This window comes from Enterobacter cloacae complex sp. SYL001 (assembly GCF_049237025.1).
Classification (GTDB): domain Bacteria; phylum Pseudomonadota; class Gammaproteobacteria; order Enterobacterales; family Enterobacteriaceae; genus Enterobacter; species Enterobacter intestinihominis.
Genome location: NZ_JBMKJI010000006.1, coordinates 63,045 through 80,813 on the forward strand (window position 1 = coordinate 63,045; position 17,769 = coordinate 80,813).

General features: G+C 56.6%; 13 protein-coding genes. 7 read left to right on the forward strand and 6 right to left on the reverse strand.

Annotated features, from left to right (window positions below):
- Positions 1–302 precede the first annotated feature (302 nt).
- Positions 303–1,244: a TIGR01212 family radical SAM protein gene (locus ACOTZP_RS08510; protein WP_271075440.1), complete on the forward strand. Its 942-nt coding sequence runs from the start codon at positions 303–305 to the stop codon at positions 1,242–1,244.
- Here ACOTZP_RS08510 and ACOTZP_RS08515 read toward each other — a convergent pair.
- Complete coding sequence (locus tag ACOTZP_RS08515) at positions 1,224–2,726, reverse strand: helicase HerA-like C-terminal domain-containing protein (RefSeq protein WP_271075428.1); 1,503 nt, start codon at positions 2,724–2,726, stop codon at positions 1,224–1,226. The two genes, ACOTZP_RS08510 and ACOTZP_RS08515, sit on opposite strands and share 21 nt — an antisense overlap.
- Before the next feature lie 137 nt (positions 2,727–2,863).
- Between ACOTZP_RS08515 and ACOTZP_RS08520 the strand changes: the two genes are divergently transcribed.
- On the forward strand, positions 2,864–4,504 hold the full coding sequence (locus ACOTZP_RS08520; protein ID WP_271075427.1) for a dihydroxyacetone kinase subunit DhaK: 1,641 nt from the start codon (positions 2,864–2,866) through the stop codon (positions 4,502–4,504).
- Positions 4,505–4,547: 43 nt separating this feature from the next.
- On the opposite strand, the gene ahr is transcribed toward ACOTZP_RS08520, so the two are convergent.
- The 5 genes from ahr to pepA form a co-directional block, all read right to left on the reverse strand.
- Positions 4,548–5,567, reverse strand: a complete 1,020-nt coding sequence (gene ahr / locus ACOTZP_RS08525) for an NADPH-dependent aldehyde reductase Ahr (protein ID WP_022649538.1) — start codon at positions 5,565–5,567, stop codon at positions 4,548–4,550.
- 83 nt (positions 5,568–5,650) lie between these two features.
- Positions 5,651–6,154 (reverse strand): GNAT family N-acetyltransferase, encoded by a 504-nt coding sequence (locus ACOTZP_RS08530; protein ID WP_048966236.1) that lies wholly within the window; start codon positions 6,152–6,154, stop codon positions 5,651–5,653.
- 123 nt (positions 6,155–6,277) lie between these two features.
- Positions 6,278–9,133 (reverse strand): valine--tRNA ligase, encoded by a 2,856-nt coding sequence (locus tag ACOTZP_RS08535; protein WP_421633689.1) that lies wholly within the window; start codon positions 9,131–9,133, stop codon positions 6,278–6,280.
- Entirely contained in the window at positions 9,133–9,576 is a 444-nt protein-coding gene (holC, locus tag ACOTZP_RS08540; RefSeq protein WP_003861884.1) for a DNA polymerase III subunit chi, read from the reverse strand. Before holC ends, ACOTZP_RS08535 begins: the two co-directional genes overlap by 1 nt.
- 118 nt (positions 9,577–9,694) lie before the next feature.
- Entirely contained in the window at positions 9,695–11,206 is a 1,512-nt protein-coding gene (gene pepA / locus ACOTZP_RS08545; protein ID WP_003861882.1) for a leucyl aminopeptidase, read from the reverse strand.
- 265 nt (positions 11,207–11,471) lie between these two features.
- Here pepA and lptF point away from each other — a divergent pair, with 265 nt between their 5' ends.
- The 5 genes from lptF (at position 11,472) to mtgA (ending at position 17,733) form a co-directional block, all read left to right on the forward strand.
- On the forward strand, positions 11,472–12,572 hold the full coding sequence (lptF, locus tag ACOTZP_RS08550) for an LPS export ABC transporter permease LptF (RefSeq protein ID WP_023307066.1): 1,101 nt from the start codon (positions 11,472–11,474) through the stop codon (positions 12,570–12,572).
- Entirely contained in the window at positions 12,572–13,654 is a 1,083-nt protein-coding gene (lptG, locus tag ACOTZP_RS08555; RefSeq protein ID WP_022649534.1) for an LPS export ABC transporter permease LptG, read from the forward strand. Before lptF ends, lptG begins: the two co-directional genes overlap by 1 nt.
- Positions 13,655–13,791: 137 nt before the next feature.
- Entirely contained in the window at positions 13,792–16,125 is a 2,334-nt protein-coding gene (gene arcB, locus ACOTZP_RS08560; protein WP_048966237.1) for an aerobic respiration two-component sensor histidine kinase ArcB, read from the forward strand.
- Positions 16,126–16,357: 232 nt separating this feature from the next.
- Positions 16,358–17,011: an isoprenoid biosynthesis glyoxalase ElbB gene (elbB, locus tag ACOTZP_RS08565; RefSeq protein WP_271075426.1), complete on the forward strand. Its 654-nt coding sequence runs from the start codon at positions 16,358–16,360 to the stop codon at positions 17,009–17,011.
- Positions 17,008–17,733, forward strand: coding sequence for a monofunctional biosynthetic peptidoglycan transglycosylase (gene mtgA / locus ACOTZP_RS08570; protein ID WP_022649531.1), 726 nt, complete (start codon positions 17,008–17,010; stop codon positions 17,731–17,733). Before elbB ends, mtgA begins: the two co-directional genes overlap by 4 nt.
- Positions 17,734–17,769 lie beyond the last annotated feature (36 nt).

The window sequence follows — 17,769 nt, forward strand, 5'->3', positions numbered from 1 at the left end:
TCACTATATGAAAGCGGTATTATCAATGCAGCGTGCTGAAATGCAGATTTATAGCAGAATAATAATCTGGGGTGGCATTCAAACCCGCATAAAATCACTGTTTTTCAGACCTGGCGCTATAAATGAAAAAAACCATCAGAACATAAGGAAAAGTAATTACGTGCAGGGTGAATGAAATCTCGGTAATCGTGATTATTTATTCAAATAGATAAAGGCCGTCCAGGGCGATTGATCCAGGTCATCGCCGACAGAGGCTAAAAATGGCAGGCTTGTCCCCTTTCTTCGGGACGGTCTATCAGATTATGCAGTTACAGAAATTAGTCAATATGTTTGGTGGGGATCTTTTGCAGCGCTACGGCCAAAAGGTTCACAAACTGACGCTGCACGGCGGATTTAGCTGTCCGAACCGCGATGGCACCATCGGGCGTGGTGGCTGCACCTTCTGTAACGTGGCCTCGTTTGCTGATGAAGCTCAACAGCATAAATCTATCGCTGAACAGCTCGCCCATCAGGCGAGTCTGGTGAACCGCGCGAAGCAATATCTGGCCTATTTCCAGGCCTACACCAGCACGTGGGCGGAGGTGCAGGTGCTGCGCGCTATGTATCAACAGGCGGTTGCTCAAGCGAACATTGTCGGGCTGTGCGTGGGGACGCGTCCGGACTGCGTGCCGGACGCCGTGCTGGATTTACTTAGCGAGTACAAAGAGAAGGGCTACGAGATCTGGCTGGAGCTGGGCTTGCAGACCGCGCACGACAAAACCCTGCACCGTATCAATCGCGGGCATGATTTTGCCTGCTACCAGCGCACCACGCGTCTCGCCCGCGAGCGTGGATTAAAAGTCTGCTCGCATCTGATTGTCGGCTTGCCGGGAGAAGGGCAGCAGCATGGCCTTGAAACGCTGGAAAAAGTCGTCGAGACCGGCGTGGACGGCATTAAGCTGCACCCGCTGCATATCGTTACGGGAAGCATTATGGCGAAAGCCTGGGAAGCGGGGCGGTTAAGTGGTATCGAACTCGACGACTATACGGTGACGGCGGGGGAGATGATTCGCCACACGCCGCCGGAGATTGTTTACCACCGCATCTCGGCAAGCGCCCGCCGCCCAACGCTTCTGGCACCGCTCTGGTGTGAGAACCGCTGGACGGGGATACTGGAAATCGACCGCTATCTACAGGAGAACGGCGTACAGGGGTCGGCGCTTGGCCGCCCGTGGGTTCCACCGCTACCGGCGACGGCCGCCTAACAGACTTCCCAGCATGCCGCGCACTATCTGGTTGGTAATCTGACGCGTCGCGCTTTTTGCCATGGTCTGCACCACGCCATCGCGTTTGCCGCCGCGCGGCCCGGTGCTGCCGAACAGAATATCTTTCAGCCCGCCGAGAATGCCGTTGTCCACGGCTACAGATTGCCCTTTGGCGGCAGGCGCATTCTGCGATTCGGCAGTCGCTTGCACCCCTTTTTGCAGCATCTCGAACGCGGATTCGCGATCCACCTCGTCTTCATACTTCCCGTACACCGGGGAGTGGTTGATCAGGCCGTTGCGTTCATCGTCCGTTACTGGCCCCATGCGCGAGCAGGGCGCAATCACCATCGCGCGCTCGACAACTGTCGGGCTGCCTTTTGCATCGAGGAACGAAATCAGCGCTTCACCGGTGCCCAGCGCCTGAATGGCGGTTTCGGTATCAAAGGCCGGATTGGCACGCATGGTTTGCGCCGCGGCTTTCACCGCTTTCTGATCTTTTGGCGTAAAGGCGCGCAGGGCGTGCTGCACGCGGTTACCCAGTTGCCCCAGTACGTTGTCCGGAATATCCGACGGGTTTTGCGACACAAACCAGACCCCGACGCCTTTGGAGCGGATCAGGCGGATAACCTGTTCAATTTTATCCAGCAGCACCTGCGGCGCGTCGTTAAACAACAGGTGCGCTTCGTCAAAGAAGAACACCAGTTTGGGTTTTTCCAGATCGCCTGCTTCCGGCAGTTGTTCGTAGAGTTCAGAGAGCATCCACAGCAGGCTGGCGGCGTAGAGCTTCGGCATCTGGTAGAGCTTCTCTGCGCTCAGAATGTTGATGATGCCTTTGCCGCTGCTGTCGGTGCGCATCCAGTCTTTGATATCCAGCATTGGCTCGCCGAAGAAATGCTCGGCGCCCTGTTGCTCCAGCGTCAGGAGCCCGCGCTGAATGGCGCCCACCGAGGCGCTGCTGATATTGCCGTACTGGTTCTGGAAGGATTTGGCGTTATCGCCAATGTACTGGGTGATGGCGCGCAGATCTTTGAAGTCGAGCAGCAGTAAGCCCTGATCGTCGGCGATACGGAAAATAATGTTCAGCACCCCGGACTGCACGTCGTTAAGATTAAGCAGACGGGCCAGCAGCAAAGGGCCGAGGTCGGAGACGGTGGCGCGCACCGGATGCCCTTTTTCGCCGAAGATATCCCAGACCACCACTGGATTACCGTGCGGCGTCCAGTCCGTGATGCCGATATTTTTCAGGCGCTCGAGCAGTTTTTCTGACGCCGTGCCTTCCTGAGCCACCCCGGTTAAATCGCCCTTCACGTCAGCCATAAAAACCGGCACGCCAGCCTCGGACAACGACTCAGCCAGCTTTTGCAGGGTGACGGTTTTTCCCGTCCCGGTCGCGCCGGTGATCAGGCCATGACGGTTCGCCATCGCGGGCAGTAAAAACAGCTCTTTTTCCAGCGTCCTGGCGATTAACAATGGTGTACTCATGATGCACGTCCTCTCGTAGTCCTGGGTGGAGTATAGGCAACCTGACGGCAAAATGTCTGCGTAAATTCCTCACTTTGCGGCGCATTATCCAGTGCGGACTATGCTTTTGCATACGGTAAACAAAATTTTGGGAAACTATGTCCAGATTCTTTTTTAACGACCGCAAACAGCTTGTCAACGATGCCATTGAAGGCATACTTCTCTCCGCGCCGCACGGTAATCTCGTCAAACTGGATATCGATCCGGCCATCCGCGTGGTGGCACGCGGCGACTGGGATAAAAGCCGCGTGGCGGTGATCTCCGGTGGCGGCTCCGGCCATGAACCGGCACATGCCGGGTTCGTCGGTAAAGGCATGCTTACCGCAGCGGTGTGTGGCGATTTGTTCGCCTCCCCAAGCGTGGATGCGGTCCTCAATGCCATTGTGGCGGTGACGGGCGATCGTGGCTGCCTGCTGATTGTGAAAAACTACACCGGCGACCGGCTTAACTTTGGCCTGGCGGCGGAAAAAGCCAAACGCTACGGCCTGAAGGTGGAGATGGTTATCGTCGCGGATGATATTGCCCTGCCGGATAACAAGCAGCCGCGTGGTATCGCGGGAACGGCGCTGGTGCATAAGATTGCGGGATATGCGGCAGAGCAGGGGAAATCGCTAAACGACGTGCGGGATATAGCGCAACAGGCCTGCGATAACCTCTGGAGCCTGGGCGTGGCGATGCAAACGTGCAACCTGCCGGGCAGCGATGATGAAGAGGGGCGCATAAAACAAGGCCATGTCGAGCTGGGTTTGGGCATTCACGGCGAGCCGGGAGCTTCCGTCGTGGATACGCAAAACAGCAAAGCCATTATCGACACGCTGGTGACGCCGTTACGCGCGAAGGCGGGTGACGGGCGCTTTGCGGTGCTGATCAACAACCTCGGCGGCGTGTCAGCGCTGGAGATGGCTCTGCTCACCAAAGAGCTGGCGCATTCGGCGCTGAAAGAGAACATAGCGTATCTGATTGGCCCGGCGCCGCTGGTGAGTGCGCTGGATATGAAAGGCTTTTCTCTGACGCTGCTGAAGCTCAACGATTTCTTCGAGAAGGCGATTCACGCCGAGGTCGAGACGCTGGGCTGGCAGAAGCCCGTCGCGTTCGCGCCCCTGCGTACCGTCCCCCATAGCGCCCTTCGTGACCGCGTGGAATATACCCCATCGGACAATCCGCAGGTGAGCGAGGCCGTCGCTTCGGTAACGAAGACATTGATCCAGCTGGAAAACCGCCTCAACGCGCTGGATGCTAAAGTAGGCGATGGCGATACGGGCTCCACCTTTGCGCAAGGGGCGCGGGATATTGCGCAGCGACTTGAGGAGAACAACCTGCCCCTTAACGACGTGCCGACATTACTCCTGCTGGTGGGGGAGCGGCTGGCTACGGTAATGGGCGGGTCGAGCGGGGTGCTGATGTCGATCTTCTTCACGGCGGCAGGACAAAAGCTTCACGATGGACAGCCGCTACCAGAAGCATTGTTGAGCGGACTGGCGCAGATGAAGCAGTATGGCGGTGCAGATCTTGGGGATCGCACGCTGATCGACGCCCTGCAACCGGCGCTGGAGGCGTTAAGGGATGGCGATCTGCGGACGGCGGCGCAGGCTGCGCAGCAGGGCGCCGAAGCAACGGCAAAAATGGCGAAAGCCGGCGCGGGACGCTCGTCGTATGTCAATAAAGAGAACCTGGATGGGGTGATGGATCCGGGAGCGGTCGCGGTGGCAGAAGTACTTAACGTATTGGCGCGGCAGTGAAAGTAGGCCGGGTCAGGCGAAGCCGCCACCCGGCAAACTCACATCAGAAATCCGCTTTCAACACTACGCGGTAGCGGGCTTTGCCGTCGCGCACGTGCTGGATTGCTTCGTTGATTTTTGACATCGGATACAGTTCGGTGGTCGGCGCCACTTTTGTGCGTCCGGCAAACTTCATCAGCTTGCGTAACTCATATGGCGTGCCGGTAGCAGATCCGGATACGCTGCGATCGCCGCCGATCAGGGTAAACGCCGGAACCGGCAGCGGCTTCATCACCGCACCCACGGTGTGGAAGTTACCACCGTAGGCCAGGGCCTCAAAGTACGGCTGCCAGTCGAGATCGACGTTGACGGTGTTGATGATCAGGTCAAACTGGCCTGCCAGGGCGGTGAGCGCCTCGGGATCGCGACTGTTCACCACTTTATCCGCACCCATCGCCAGCACTTCCTGCTCTTTCGCCGGGTTAGAGCTGAACGCTGTCACTTCACAGCCCATCGCGTGCAGCAGTTTGATGGCAATATGCCCCAGCCCGCCAATACCGATCACGCCCACGCGGCTGGTGGCAGTTACGTGATGCATCAGCAGCGGTTTAAATACGGTGATACCGCCACACAGCAGCGGACCTGCTGATTCAATATCAATGCTGTCCGGCAGCGGGATAACCCATTGCCAGTCGGCGCGTAGTTTATCGGCGAAACCACCCTTGTTCAGGATGGTCGGCGTAGCGCCCTCAAGGCAGTTGATCTGGTTACCGCTAATACAGGCGTCGCAGTGGCCGCAGCTGCGTGCCGTCCAGCCGATACCCACGCGCTGGCCCACTTTCAGCCCTTTGTCCTGCGCGGCGCTGCCGAGCGCCACGACGCGGCCAATGACTTCGTGCCCGGCAACCAGCGGATAGCTGGAAAAGCCCCATTCATTGTCGATCATCGAGAGGTCTGAATGGCAGATCCCGCAGTAATCCACCTGTACTTCGACGTCTTCCGCTTTTAGTTCGCCCGCATCGTACTCGTACAGCTCAAGTTCTGCACCCGCCTGCGGTGCGGCGTAGCTTTTTATCTTCGACATCGCGTTTCCCCTGTTTTGGTGTGAACTGTGAGTGTAGAGCATTCAGTTTACAGACGCTTAACAGAAGACGGCAGGAACAAAACTTACAGACTTTTCAGCATCCTGACTTCGCAGTCCACGTGGCCCGTGCAGCCCAGTGGCGCATCGATATGCTTAAAGCCCAGATGCTCATACAGGCCAATGGCCTCTTTAAGGAAAGCGGTGGTTTCAAGGTAGCAACGTTTAAAGCCCTGTGAGCGTGCATGTTCCAGGGCGACCAGCGCCAGCTTTTTCGCCAGGCCTTGTCCGCGTATCGTTGGCAGGAAATACATTTTCTGGAGTTCACAGATATCCGGCTCGCTGCAGAGCAGGGGGGCAATGCCGCCGCCGCCCACGACCTGGCCGTCCTGCTCGATGACCCAATAGGCATGGCCCGGCTGGCTGTACAGCTGAAAAAGTTCGTCCAGATTGGGATCGGCCACGGTGTAGCCTTTGTCGGCGGTCAGGCCATATTCGGCCGATACCGTGCGGATAACGGCGGCGATAGCCGGGTTGTCCTGCTCAGTGATCCGACGCATTGTCGTCGCGACGGGGGTAATCACGCTCATAGCATTACTCATGACAAAAATTGACACACAACTGCTGTTAATAGCACCGCAGAAAGGGGAGTGCAAGCGAGGAGTTTTCAGGAAGGATACCCCTTACGCCCTGAAGCGTAAGGGGTAAAAGCATTACAGGGCTGCGATAACCGCCTGCTGCTCGATCAGTTTGGTCTTCGCATCGGCGAAGGCAACCAGACGCTCACGCTCTTTGGCGATGACCGCTTCCGGCGCGCGGGCCACAAAGCCTTCGTTCGCCAGTTTGCTTTCGATTTTGCCGATTTCCACGTCGACTTTCGCCACTTCTTTCGCCAGACGAGCCAGCTCAGCGTCTTTGTCGATCAGGCCCGCCATCGGGATCAACAGCTCCGCGCCGTCGATAATTTTGGTCACGGAAACCGGACCTTTATCATCGGCAGGCAGCACGGTGATGCTTTCCAGACGCGCCATGGTTTTCAGGAAGGTGTTGTTCTCGGTGACGCGACGAACGACAGCTTCGCTGCAACCGCGCAGCAGCAACACCAGTGGTTTACCCGGAGCGATGTTCATTTCCGCGCGGATGTTACGTACCGCAACGATCGCCTGTTTCAGCCACTCGGTATCCGCAGACGCGGCTTCATCCACTTTCGCGGCATCGAATGCCGGGAACGGCTGGAGCATGATGGTATCGGCGTTAATACCGGCAATCACCTTCACGCGCTGCCAGATGGTTTCGGTGATGAACGGAATGATCGGGTGCGCAAGGCGCAGCAGACCTTCCAGAACGGTAATCAGCGTATTACGCGTACCGCGCAGCTCTGCCTCAGTGCCGCCGTTCATGACCGGCTTCGCCAGCTCCAGATACCAGTCACAGAACTGGTTCCAGGTGAATTCGTACAGGATGCCTGCCGCGATGTCGAAGCGGTAGCTGTCCAGCGCGTCGCGGAACGCTTTCACCGTCTGGTTAAATTCCGCCAGGATCCAGCGGTCTGCCAGAGACAGGGTCATTTCGCCGCCGTTAAAGCCGCAATCCTGATCTTCGGTGTTCATCAACACGAAGCGGCTGGCGTTCCACAGCTTGTTACAGAAGTTACGGTAACCTTCGAGACGCTTCATATCCCAGTTGATGTCACGACCGGTGGAGGCCAGCGCCGCCAGGGTGAAGCGCAGGGCGTCGGTACCGTGAGATTCGATCCCGTTCGGGAACTGCTTCTCGGTACGCTTGCGGATTTTCTCCGCCAGCTGCGGCTGCATCATGTTGCCGGTACGTTTTTCCAGCAGCTCTTCCAGAGAGATACCATCAACCATGTCCAGCGGGTCGATAACGTTACCCTTGGATTTGGACATCTTCTGGCCTTCGTCGTCGCGGATCAGGCCGGTCATGTAGACGGTATGGAACGGAACCTGCGGCTTGCCATCTTCGTCTTTGATGAAGTGCATGGTCATCATGATCATGCGGGCAATCCAGAAGAAGATGATGTCGAAGCCGGAGACCATCACGCTGGTTGGGTGGAACTGACGCAGCGCGTCGGTGTTTTCCGGCCAGCCGAGGGTCGAGAAGGTCCACAGCGCGGAAGAGAACCAGGTATCCAGCACGTCTTCGTCCTGGCGCAGCGCAACGTCAGCGCCCAGGTTGTTTTCCTGACGCACTTCCTCTTCGGTGCGGCCAACGTAGACGTTGCCTTCATTGTCGTACCACGCCGGGATACGGTGACCCCACCACAGCTGACGGGAGATACACCAGTCCTGAATATCGCGCATCCAGGAGAAGTACATGTTTTCGTACTGCTTCGGCACGAACTGAATGCTGCCGTTCTCAACCGCTTCCACAGCCGGTTTCGCCAGCACGTCGGCACGCACGTACCACTGGTCGGTCAGCATTGGCTCGATAACTACGCCGCCACGGTCGCCGTACGGCACGGTCAGATCGTGAGGTTTAATCTCTTCCAGCAGGCCGAGCGCGTCAACGGCGGCTACGACGGCTTTACGCGCGGCAAAGCGCTCCAGCTTCTGGAACTCAGCCGGGATGTCGCTGGAATAAACGTCGGATTCGTTGCCTTTGGTGTCGTACACTTCTGCGCTTTCGCGGATATCGCCGTCGAAGGTCAGAATGTTGATCATCGGAAGTTGATGACGACGACCGACTTCATAGTCGTTAAAGTCGTGCGCCGGGGTAATTTTCACGCAGCCGGTGCCTTTTTCCATGTCGGCGTGTTCGTCGCCCACAATCGGAATACGGCGGTTCACCAGCGGCAGCACCACAAATTTGCCGATCAGATCTTTATAGCGCGGATCTTTCGGGTTAACGGCCACGCCGGTATCGCCCAGCAGGGTTTCCGGACGGGTGGTCGCCACCACCAGGTAATCTTTACCGTCTGCGGTTTTTGCACCGTCGGCCAGCGGATAGCGGATGTGCCACATGGAGCCTTTAGACTCGCGGTTTTCCACTTCCAGGTCAGAGATGGCGGTACGCAGTTTCGGGTCCCAGTTGACCAGGCGTTTGCCACGGTAAATCAGGTCTTCTTTGTACAGGCGCACGAAGACTTCTTTCACGGCGTTGGACAGGCCTTCGTCCATGGTGAAGCGCTCACGCTCCCAGTCCACGGAGTTGCCGAGACGGCGCATCTGACGGGTAATAGTGCCGCCGGATTCCGCTTTCCACTGCCAGATTTTGTCGATAAACGCGTCGCGACCGTAGTCGTGGCGGGTTTTACCCTCTTCAGCGGCAATTTTACGCTCAACCACCATCTGGGTCGCGATACCCGCGTGGTCAGTCCCCGCCTGCCACAGGGTGTTTTTACCCTGCATACGCTGGTAGCGGATCATGGTATCCATGATGGTCTGCTGGAAAGCATGCCCCATATGCAAACTGCCGGTGACGTTCGGCGGCGGGATCATGATGCAGAAGGACTCTTTGCTTTCGTCGCCGTTAGGCTTGAAATAGCCCTGCTGTTCCCAGTGCTCGTAAAGCGGCTGTTCGATATCGCGTGGGTTATATGTCTTTTCCATTATTTCCAGGTTGCCGTATTCAGGTTAAAACCGGCCAGGCGGTACGCTTTGTAGCGTTCGCGCGCCAGCTGTTTCAAAGATTCTTCGTAAGGGACAAAGTCTACCACTTCTGTGAAAGCGGTGGCAAAATCTGCAAAGTCTGTCCGCAGGCTAATGAGAATGTCGCGCGCGCTGCTGTTGCGTTTTTGCGGCCAGGCAATCTCCACCGGTGCCCCGCCGCGTGGACCTTCGCCCGACAGGTTATGCGGAACAAAACTCTCCGGCGGGCGCGCCCATAGCGCTTCATCCAGACGAATCGCCTGCTGCTCATCTTCACAGGCAATCAGGACGCGTTTACCTGCGCGCCAACGTTCTGCGGCAATTTCACACACCAGTTGTTCAACGGCGCTGAGGCCATCCTGATGGGTGTCATTGTCCAGAAGGTAGAACGTTGCATTCTTCATATATGGGGTTTCTTGTCGTGGATTTAAATGCAAAGCCGGGTGGCACTACGCTTACCCGGCCTACGGTTGAGTGACGTTGTAGGCCGGGTAAGGCGAAGCCGCTACCCGGCGTTTTTCATCACTCGTCGCCGTTAAAACCCGCGCGATTGAGCAGGAACTGCGACAGCAGCGCCACCGGACGTCCGGTCGCGCCTTTGGCTTTACCGGAGCGCCATGCGGTCCCCGCGATGTCCAGGTGCGCCCAGTTGTACTTGCGGGTGAAGCGCGCCAGGAAGCAGCCTGCGGTAATTGCGCCGCCAGGACGACCACCAATGTTCGCCATGTCCGCGAAGTTAGACTCCAGCTGTTCCTGGAACTCGTCCCCCAGCGGCAGACGCCACGCGCGGTCGCCAGCCTGTTCGGACGCGCCGATCAGCTCATGCGCCAGCGGATTGTGGTTCGACATCAGGCCGGTGATGTGATGCCCCAGCGCAATCACGCAGGCGCCGGTCAGGGTAGCTACGTCGATAACCGCTTCAGGTTCGAAACGCTCAACGTAGGTCAGCACGTCGCACAGCACCAGACGGCCTTCGGCGTCGGTGTTCAGCACTTCAACGGTCTGGCCGGACATGGTAGTCAGCACATCACCCGGGCGATAAGCGCGGCCGCCAGGCATGTTTTCGCAGCCCGCCAGCACGCCGATCACGTTGATGGGCAACTGAAGTTCCGCGACCATGCGCATGACGCCGTAAACCGCCGCCGCGCCACACATGTCGTACTTCATCTCATCCATGCCTTCTGAAGGCTTGATGGAGATACCGCCGGAGTCGAAGGTCAGCCCTTTGCCAACGAGCACGATCGGACGCGCGTCTTCAGACGGATTGCCTTTGTATTCGATGACCGACATCAGGGATTCGTTCTGGGAGCCGTTACCGACCGCCAGATAAGAGTGCATCCCCAGCTCTTTCATCTGCTGTTCGCCGATAACGCGGGTGATGACGTTCTTGCTGTAGGCGTCAGCCAGCTGGCGCGCCTGTGACGCCAGGTAAGCGGCGTTACAGATGTTTGGTGGCATATTGCCAAGATCTTTTGCCGCTTTAATACCGGCAGCAATCGCCAGACCGTGCTGAATGGCGCGCTCGCCGCTGGTCAGCTCGCGACGGGTCGGCACGTTAAAGACCATTTTACGCAGCGGGCGACGCGGCTCGCTTTTGGTGGTCTTCAACTGATCAAAGCTGTAGAGGCTCTCTTTTGCGGTTTCGACGGCCTGGCGTACTTTCCAGTACGTGTTGCGGCCCTTAACGTGCAGCTCCGTGAGGAAGCAGACGGCTTCCATCGAACCAGTATCATTCAGTGTATTAATGGTTTTCTGAATAACCTGCTTGTACTGGCGCTCATCAAGCTCACGTTCTTTACCGCAGCCAATCAGCAGAATACGCTCGGACAGGACGTTTGGAACGTGGTGCAGCAACAGGGTCTGCCCTGGTTTGCCTTCCAGTTCGCCACGGCGCAGCAGGGCGCTGATATAGCCGTCGCTGATTTTATCGAGTTGCTCGGCGATCGGGGAGAGTCGGCGTGGTTCAAAGACGCCCACAACGATGCAGGCACTCCGCTGTTTCTCCGGGCTACCGCTTTTTACACTGAACTCCATGCACTACGCTCCTGAATCTTAAAGACAACGGCGGCGGCTACGGATAGAATTGAAACCTTTCGTAACTCATGTCCGCCGTTGTGGTGACTTCGTGTTAATCTTACGTTACTACGGTTTCGACACGTCAATAAATGTCATGAAGCGCGAATCCGCCGGGTTTTTTAATCTTAGCGATGATTTCGACGACTCAAGAGAATAAATGACGTTTAAGCCATGAAACAAGCTAAATTCCTGCATAAGACGAGTTTTAACGGGCGTATTTAAAGTGATAATCATAAGATATCTGGTTCGGGAGACGCTGAAGAGCCAACTGGCGATCCTCTTTATCCTCCTTCTGATCTTTTTCTGTCAGAAGCTGGTCAGGATCCTCGGCGCGGCAGTTGATGGCGAAATCCCAACGAATCTGGTGCTTTCCCTGCTCGGGCTTGGCGTGCCGGAAATGGCGCAGCTTATCCTGCCGTTAAGCCTGTTCCTTGGTCTGCTGATGACCCTGGGTAAGCTCTATACCGAAAGTGAAATCACCGTGATGCATGCCTGCGGCCTCAGTAAGGCCGTATTGGTAAAGGCAGCCATGGTGCTGGCGCTGTTTACGGGCATTGTTGCCGCGGTTAACGTCATGTGGGCGGGGCCGACCTCGTCCCGTCATCAGGATGAGGTGCTGGCGGAAGCAAAAGCTAACCCGGGGCTGGCGGCTCTGGCGCAGGGGCAGTTCCAGCAGGCGACCGACGGTAACTCCGTGCTGTTTATCGAAAGCGTCGATGGCAGCCGCTTCAATGACGTGTTTCTTGCTCAACTGCGCCCGAAAGGTAACGCTCGCCCTTCTGTGGTAGTGGCGGACTCCGGTCAGCTGGCGCAGCGTAAAGACGGCTCTCAGGTTGTCACGCTGAACAAAGGAACGCGTTTCGAAGGCACGGCTATGCTGCGTGACTTCCGTATCACCGATTTCCAGAACTACCAGGCCATCATTGGTCACCAGGCCGTCGCGCTCGATCCAACGGATACTGAGCAGATGGATATGCGCACCTTAATGAATACTGATACCGATCGTGCGCGTGCTGAACTGCACTGGCGTATCACGCTGGTATTCACCGTATTTATGATGGCGCTGATGGTGGTTCCGTTGAGCGTGGTAAACCCGCGCCAGGGCCGCGTGCTGTCGATGCTGCCAGCGATGCTGCTGTATCTGGTGTTCTTCCTGCTGCAAACCTCAATCAAGTCTAACGGCGGGAAAGGAAAAATTGACCCGATGATCTGGACCTGGGTCGTGAATGGTTTGTATCTGCTGCTGGCAGTCGGACTCAACTTGTGGGACACGGTGCCTGTGCGTCGTCTTCGTGCCCGGTTTACGCGTAAAGGAGCCATCTAATGCAGGCGTTTGGCGTACTTGACCGCTATATCGGTAAAACAATTTTTACCACCATCATGATGACCCTTTTCATGCTGGTGTCGCTCTCGGGCATTATCAAATTTGTCGACCAGCTGAAAAAAGCCGGGCAGGGGAGTTACGACGCGTTGGGCGCCGGGATGTACACCCTGCTCAGCGTACCAAAAGATGTGCAGATCTTCTTCCCGATGGCGGCCCTGCTGGGTGCGCTGCTGGGCCTGGGGATGCTGGCTCAGCGTAGCGAACTGGTGGTGATGCAGGCATCGGGCTTTACCCGTATGCAGGTTGCGCTGTCGGTGATGAAAACCGCGATCCCGCTGGTGCTGCTGACCATGGCGATCGGCGAATGGGTCGCGCCGCAGGGCGAACAGATGGCGCGTAACTACCGTGCTCAGGCGATGTACGGCGGTTCTCTGCTCTCCACGCAGCAGGGATTATGGGCGAAAGATGGCCAGAACTTCGTCTATATCGAACGCGTGAAAGGGGATGACGAGCTGGGTGGCGTGAGTATCTATGCTTTCAATAACGATCGTCGTTTGCAGTCAGTGCGTTATGCCGCCTCTGCTAAATTTGATGCAAACAACAAGCTGTGGCGGTTATCCCAGGTTGATGAATCTGACCTGACTAACCCGAAACAGATCACCGGTTCGCAGACCGTTAGCGGTACCTGGAAAACCGACCTGACGCCGGACAAGCTCGGCGTCGTGGCGCTTGATCCCGATGCGCTCTCCATCAGCGGTCTGCATAACTACGTGAAGTATCTGAAATCGAGCGGGCAGGATGCGGGGCGTTACCAGCTCAACATGTGGAGCAAAATCTTCCAGCCGCTGTCCGTGGCGGTGATGATGCTGATGGCGCTGTCGTTCATCTTTGGACCGCTACGTAGCGTGCCGATGGGGGTTCGCGTGGTAACCGGTATCAGCTTTGGTTTCGTGTTCTATGTCCTCGATCAGATTTTTGGTCCGCTGACGCTGGTGTATGGCATTCCGCCAATTATCGGCGCGCTGTTGCCGAGCGCCAGTTTCTTCCTGATCAGCCTCTGGATGCTGCTAAAACGCTCCTGATAAACCTTCTTCCTCGCTCCCGCTTGCCCGGGGGCGAGGCTAATCTCCTGTTTCACCCCGCACTTTTTCTCACAACCTTCAACGCCTCGCCGTGAATTTGAGTATTATTGAGCGATAAAGTCGTGAAGGGATCCTCTATGAAGCAAATTCGAATGCTGGCCCAGTACTACGTGGACCTGATGATGAAGCTCGGGCTGGTGCGTTTTTCCATGCTGCTGGCGCTGGCGCTGGTCGTTCTGGCCATCGTCGTGCAAATGGCCGTGACCATGGTTCTGCATGGTCAGGTCGAGAGCATCGACGTGATCCGCTCTATTTTCTTTGGCCTGCTGATCACCCCATGGGCGGTCTATTTCCTCTCCGTGGTGGTTGAGCAGCTGGAAGAGTCCCGACAGCGTTTATCGAAACTGGTGGATAAGCTGGAAGAGATGCGCGAGCGCGATCTTAAACTCAACGTTCAGCTCAAGGACAACATTGCCCAGCTGAATCAGGAAATTTCAGACCGTGAGAAGGCGGAAGCCGAGCGTCAGACCACGCTGGAGCAGCTGAAAATTGAGATGAAAGAGCGTGAGGTCACGCAGATCCAGCTTGAACAGCAATCCTCTTTCCTGCGCTCGTTCCTCGATGCGTCGCCGGATCTGGTGTTCTACCGTAATGAAGATAAAGAGTTCTCCGGCTGTAACCGGGCCATGGAACTGTTGACCGGGAAAAGCGAAAAGCAGCTGATCCACCTGAAACCTCAGGATGTCTATTCCGAAGAGGCGGCGGCAAAAGTGATGGAGACAGATGAAAAGGTCTTCCGTCATAACGTCTCGTTGACCTATGAGCAGTGGCTGGATTATCCCGACGGGCGCAAAGCCTGCTTTGAAATCCGCAAAGTGCCTTATTACGACCGGGTGGGTAAACGTCATGGTCTGATGGGCTTTGGCCGTGATATCACCGAGCGTAAGCGATATCAGGATGCGCTGGAGCGCGCCAGCCGGGATAAAACAACCTTCATCTCCACCATCAGCCATGAGCTTCGTACGCCGCTAAACGGTATTGTGGGGCTGAGCCGCATTCTGCTGGATACCGACCTGACCAGTGAGCAGGAAAAATACCTCAAAACGATCCACGTTTCGGCGGTCACGCTGGGCAATATCTTCAATGATATTATCGACATGGATAAGATGGAGCGCCGTAAGGTTCAGCTCGACAACCAGCCGGTTGATTTTACCGGCTTCCTCGCGGACCTGGAGAACCTGTCAGGTTTGCAGGCCCAGCAGAAAGGGTTGAGCTTCGTGATGGAACCGACGCTGCCGCTGCCGCATAAAGTGGTGACGGACGGCACGCGTCTGCGTCAGATCCTGTGGAATCTCATCAGCAACGCCGTGAAGTTTACCCAGAAGGGACAGGTTGCGGTGCGCATTCGCTATGATGAGGGGGACATGCTGCACTTTGAAGTTGAGGACTCGGGTATCGGCATTCCTCAGGATGAGCAGGATAAGATCTTCGCCATGTATTATCAGGTTAAAGACAGCCACGGCGGTAAACCGGCGACCGGCACGGGCATTGGCCTGGCGGTGTCGAAACGTCTGGCGAAAAGTATGGGTGGGGATATCACCGTTGCCAGCCAGCCGGGTAAAGGCTCCACCTTTACGCTTACCGTCCACGCCCCTGCTGTTGCTGAAGAAGTGGAAGATACGTTTGAGAACGACGATATGCCGCTTCCAGCCCTGCACGTCCTGCTGGTTGAAGATATTGAGCTGAACGTCATTGTCGCCCGGTCGGTACTGGAAAAACTCGGTAACAGCGTGGATGTCGCGATGACCGGCAAAGCCGCGCTGGAGATGTTCACGCCGGGCGAGTACGACCTGGTGCTGCTCGATATTCAGCTACCGGACATGACCGGGCTGGATATCTCCCGCGAGCTGACGCACAAATATGCTCCTGACGAGCTGCCGCCTCTGGTTGCGTTGACCGCAAACGTGTTGAAAGATAAAAAAGAGTACCTCGAGGCCGGTATGGACGACGTGCTCAGCAAGCCGCTGGCAGTACCTGCCCTGACGGCGATGATCAAGAAGTTCTGGGATACCTGTGATGAAGAGGAGAGCACCATGACGTCTGTTGATAGCGCCAAAACCCAAACGATACTGGATACCGCCATGCTGGAGCAGTATATCGATCTGGTGGGACCCAAACTGATCACCGATGGCCTGGCCGTGTTCGAAAAAATGATGCCGGGCTATCTGAACGTGCTCGAATCCAACCTGACGGCGCGTGACCAGAAGGGCATCGTCGAAGAGGGACATAAAATCAAAGGCGCAGCTGGTTCAGTCGGGTTACGCCATCTCCAGCAACTGGGCCAACAGATTCAGTCGCCTGATTTACCTGCCTGGGAAGATAACGTAGGTGATTGGGTTGAAGAGATGAAACAAGAGTGGCAAAACGATGTGGCAGTGCTGAAAGCCTGGGTAGAATCCCGAAAAAAATGACCCCGGCTATACCGGGGTGCGCGAATACTGCGCCAACACCAGGGAAATCGTGGCTGCGCCTGATTTTTATGGGTTGTTTTCGCATGGACGCCGCCTGAAAATTAAGGCCGCACGCAGATAAGATAGCAAATCTTAAACAGTTTGTTACATGAATCAGTGAAATGTGTGAAGCATAGCGTTTTAATCAGAATTTTTAATGTGCTTCAGCGAGTTGCATAGAAGGATCGTCAGAATGAAGAAGGTGGGTGTCGTGCTGAGCGGATGTGGCGTTTACGATGGTTCAGAGATACATGAAACCGTATTAACGCTGCTGGCATTATCGCGCCAGGGGGCCGACGTTATCTGCTTCGCTCCGGATAAAACGCAGGCAGACGTGGTTAATCATCTTACCGGCGAGCCAATGGCGGAAAGCCGTAACGTGCTGATTGAAGCGGCGCGTATTGTGCGCGGGGATATTCATCCGCTGGTACAGGCCGATGCGGCTGAGCTAGATGCGCTCATCGTGCCGGGCGGCTTTGGCGCGGCGAAAAACCTGAGCACGTTTGCAACGCAAGGCGCGGCGTGTCAGGTCGAGCCCGATTTGAAAGCGCTATCGCTGGCGATGCATGCGGCGGGTAAGCCGCAGGGCTTTATCTGCATTGCGCCAGCCATGCTGCCGAAAATTTTTGATTTCCCGCTGCGGCTCACGATCGGAACCGACTTTGATACTGCTGAAATTGTCGAAGATATGGGCGGCGAACACGTGCCATGTCCGGTAGACGACATTGTGGTGGATGAGGACAATAAAATCGTCACCACGCCGGCGTATATGCTGGCGCAGAACATTGCCGAGGCTGCTGCAGGCATTGAAAAGCTGGTGGACAGAGTGCTGGTTCTTACCGAATGAGCCGTAAATTATCCCCTGGCGGGTGGTTAAAACGGATCCTGCTGCGTATTGTGCTGGTCCTGGCCGTTTTTTGGGGCGGAGGCATTGCGCTGTTCAGCATCCTGCCCGTCCCGTTCTCGGCCGTGATGGCAGAGCGGCAGATTAGCGCCTGGCTCTCGGGTGATTTTGGCTATGTTGCCCACTCAGACTGGGTCGGCATGGATGAAATCTCCCCGTGGATGGGGCTGGCGGTCATTGCGGCAGAAGATCAGAAATTCCCGGAGCACTGGGGTTTTGACGTGGCGGCTATCGAGAAGGCGCTGGATCATAATGAACGTCATGAAAACCGCGTCCGCGGTGCGTCGACGCTTTCTCAGCAGACGGTAAAAAATCTGTTCTTATGGGACGGTCGCAGCTGGGTGAGAAAAGGGCTGGAGGCCGGGCTGACGCTGGGCGTCGAGACGGTGTGGAGCAAAAAACGCATTTTGACCGTCTACCTGAATATCGCGGAGTTTGGTGACGGCGTGTTTGGCGTCGAATCGGCATCGCAGCGCTATTTTGGCAAGCCCGCCAGCAGGCTGACTATGTCCGAAGCGGCACTGCTTGCCGCCGTGCTGCCGAACCCGCTGCGTTTTAAGGCCAGCGCGCCGTCAGGCTACGTGCGAAGCCGCCAGGCGTGGATTATGCGCCAGATGCGTCAGCTGGGTGGGGAAGGGTTTATGGAGCGAAATAATCTTATGTAAAGCGGGTAAGCGCAGCGCTACCCGCCGACGTGGCGA

Bases quoted from the DNA above. Each gene is read 5' to 3' on its own strand.
- pepA (WP_003861882.1), bottom strand. From the start codon at position 11,206: ATGGAGTTCAGTGTAAAAAGCGGTAGCCCGGAGAAACAGCGGAGTGCC.
- ACOTZP_RS08535 (WP_421633689.1), bottom strand. From the start codon at position 9,133: ATGGAAAAGACATATAACCCACGCGATATCGAACAGCCGCTTTACGAG.
- mtgA (WP_022649531.1), top strand. From the start codon at position 17,008: ATGAGCCGTAAATTATCCCCTGGCGGGTGGTTAAAACGGATCCTGCTG.
- ACOTZP_RS08515 (WP_271075428.1), bottom strand. From the start codon at position 2,726: ATGAGTACACCATTGTTAATCGCCAGGACGCTGGAAAAAGAGCTGTTT.
- arcB (WP_048966237.1), top strand. From the start codon at position 13,792: ATGAAGCAAATTCGAATGCTGGCCCAGTACTACGTGGACCTGATGATG.
- ahr (WP_022649538.1), bottom strand. From the start codon at position 5,567: ATGTCGAAGATAAAAAGCTACGCCGCACCGCAGGCGGGTGCAGAACTT.
- holC (WP_003861884.1), bottom strand. From the start codon at position 9,576: ATGAAGAATGCAACGTTCTACCTTCTGGACAATGACACCCATCAGGAT.
- ACOTZP_RS08510 (WP_271075440.1), top strand. From the start codon at position 303: ATGCAGTTACAGAAATTAGTCAATATGTTTGGTGGGGATCTTTTGCAG.
- ACOTZP_RS08520 (WP_271075427.1), top strand. From the start codon at position 2,864: ATGTCCAGATTCTTTTTTAACGACCGCAAACAGCTTGTCAACGATGCC.
- ACOTZP_RS08530 (WP_048966236.1), bottom strand. From the start codon at position 6,154: ATGAGCGTGATTACCCCCGTCGCGACGACAATGCGTCGGATCACTGAG.
- lptG (WP_022649534.1), top strand. From the start codon at position 12,572: ATGCAGGCGTTTGGCGTACTTGACCGCTATATCGGTAAAACAATTTTT.
- elbB (WP_271075426.1), top strand. From the start codon at position 16,358: ATGAAGAAGGTGGGTGTCGTGCTGAGCGGATGTGGCGTTTACGATGGT.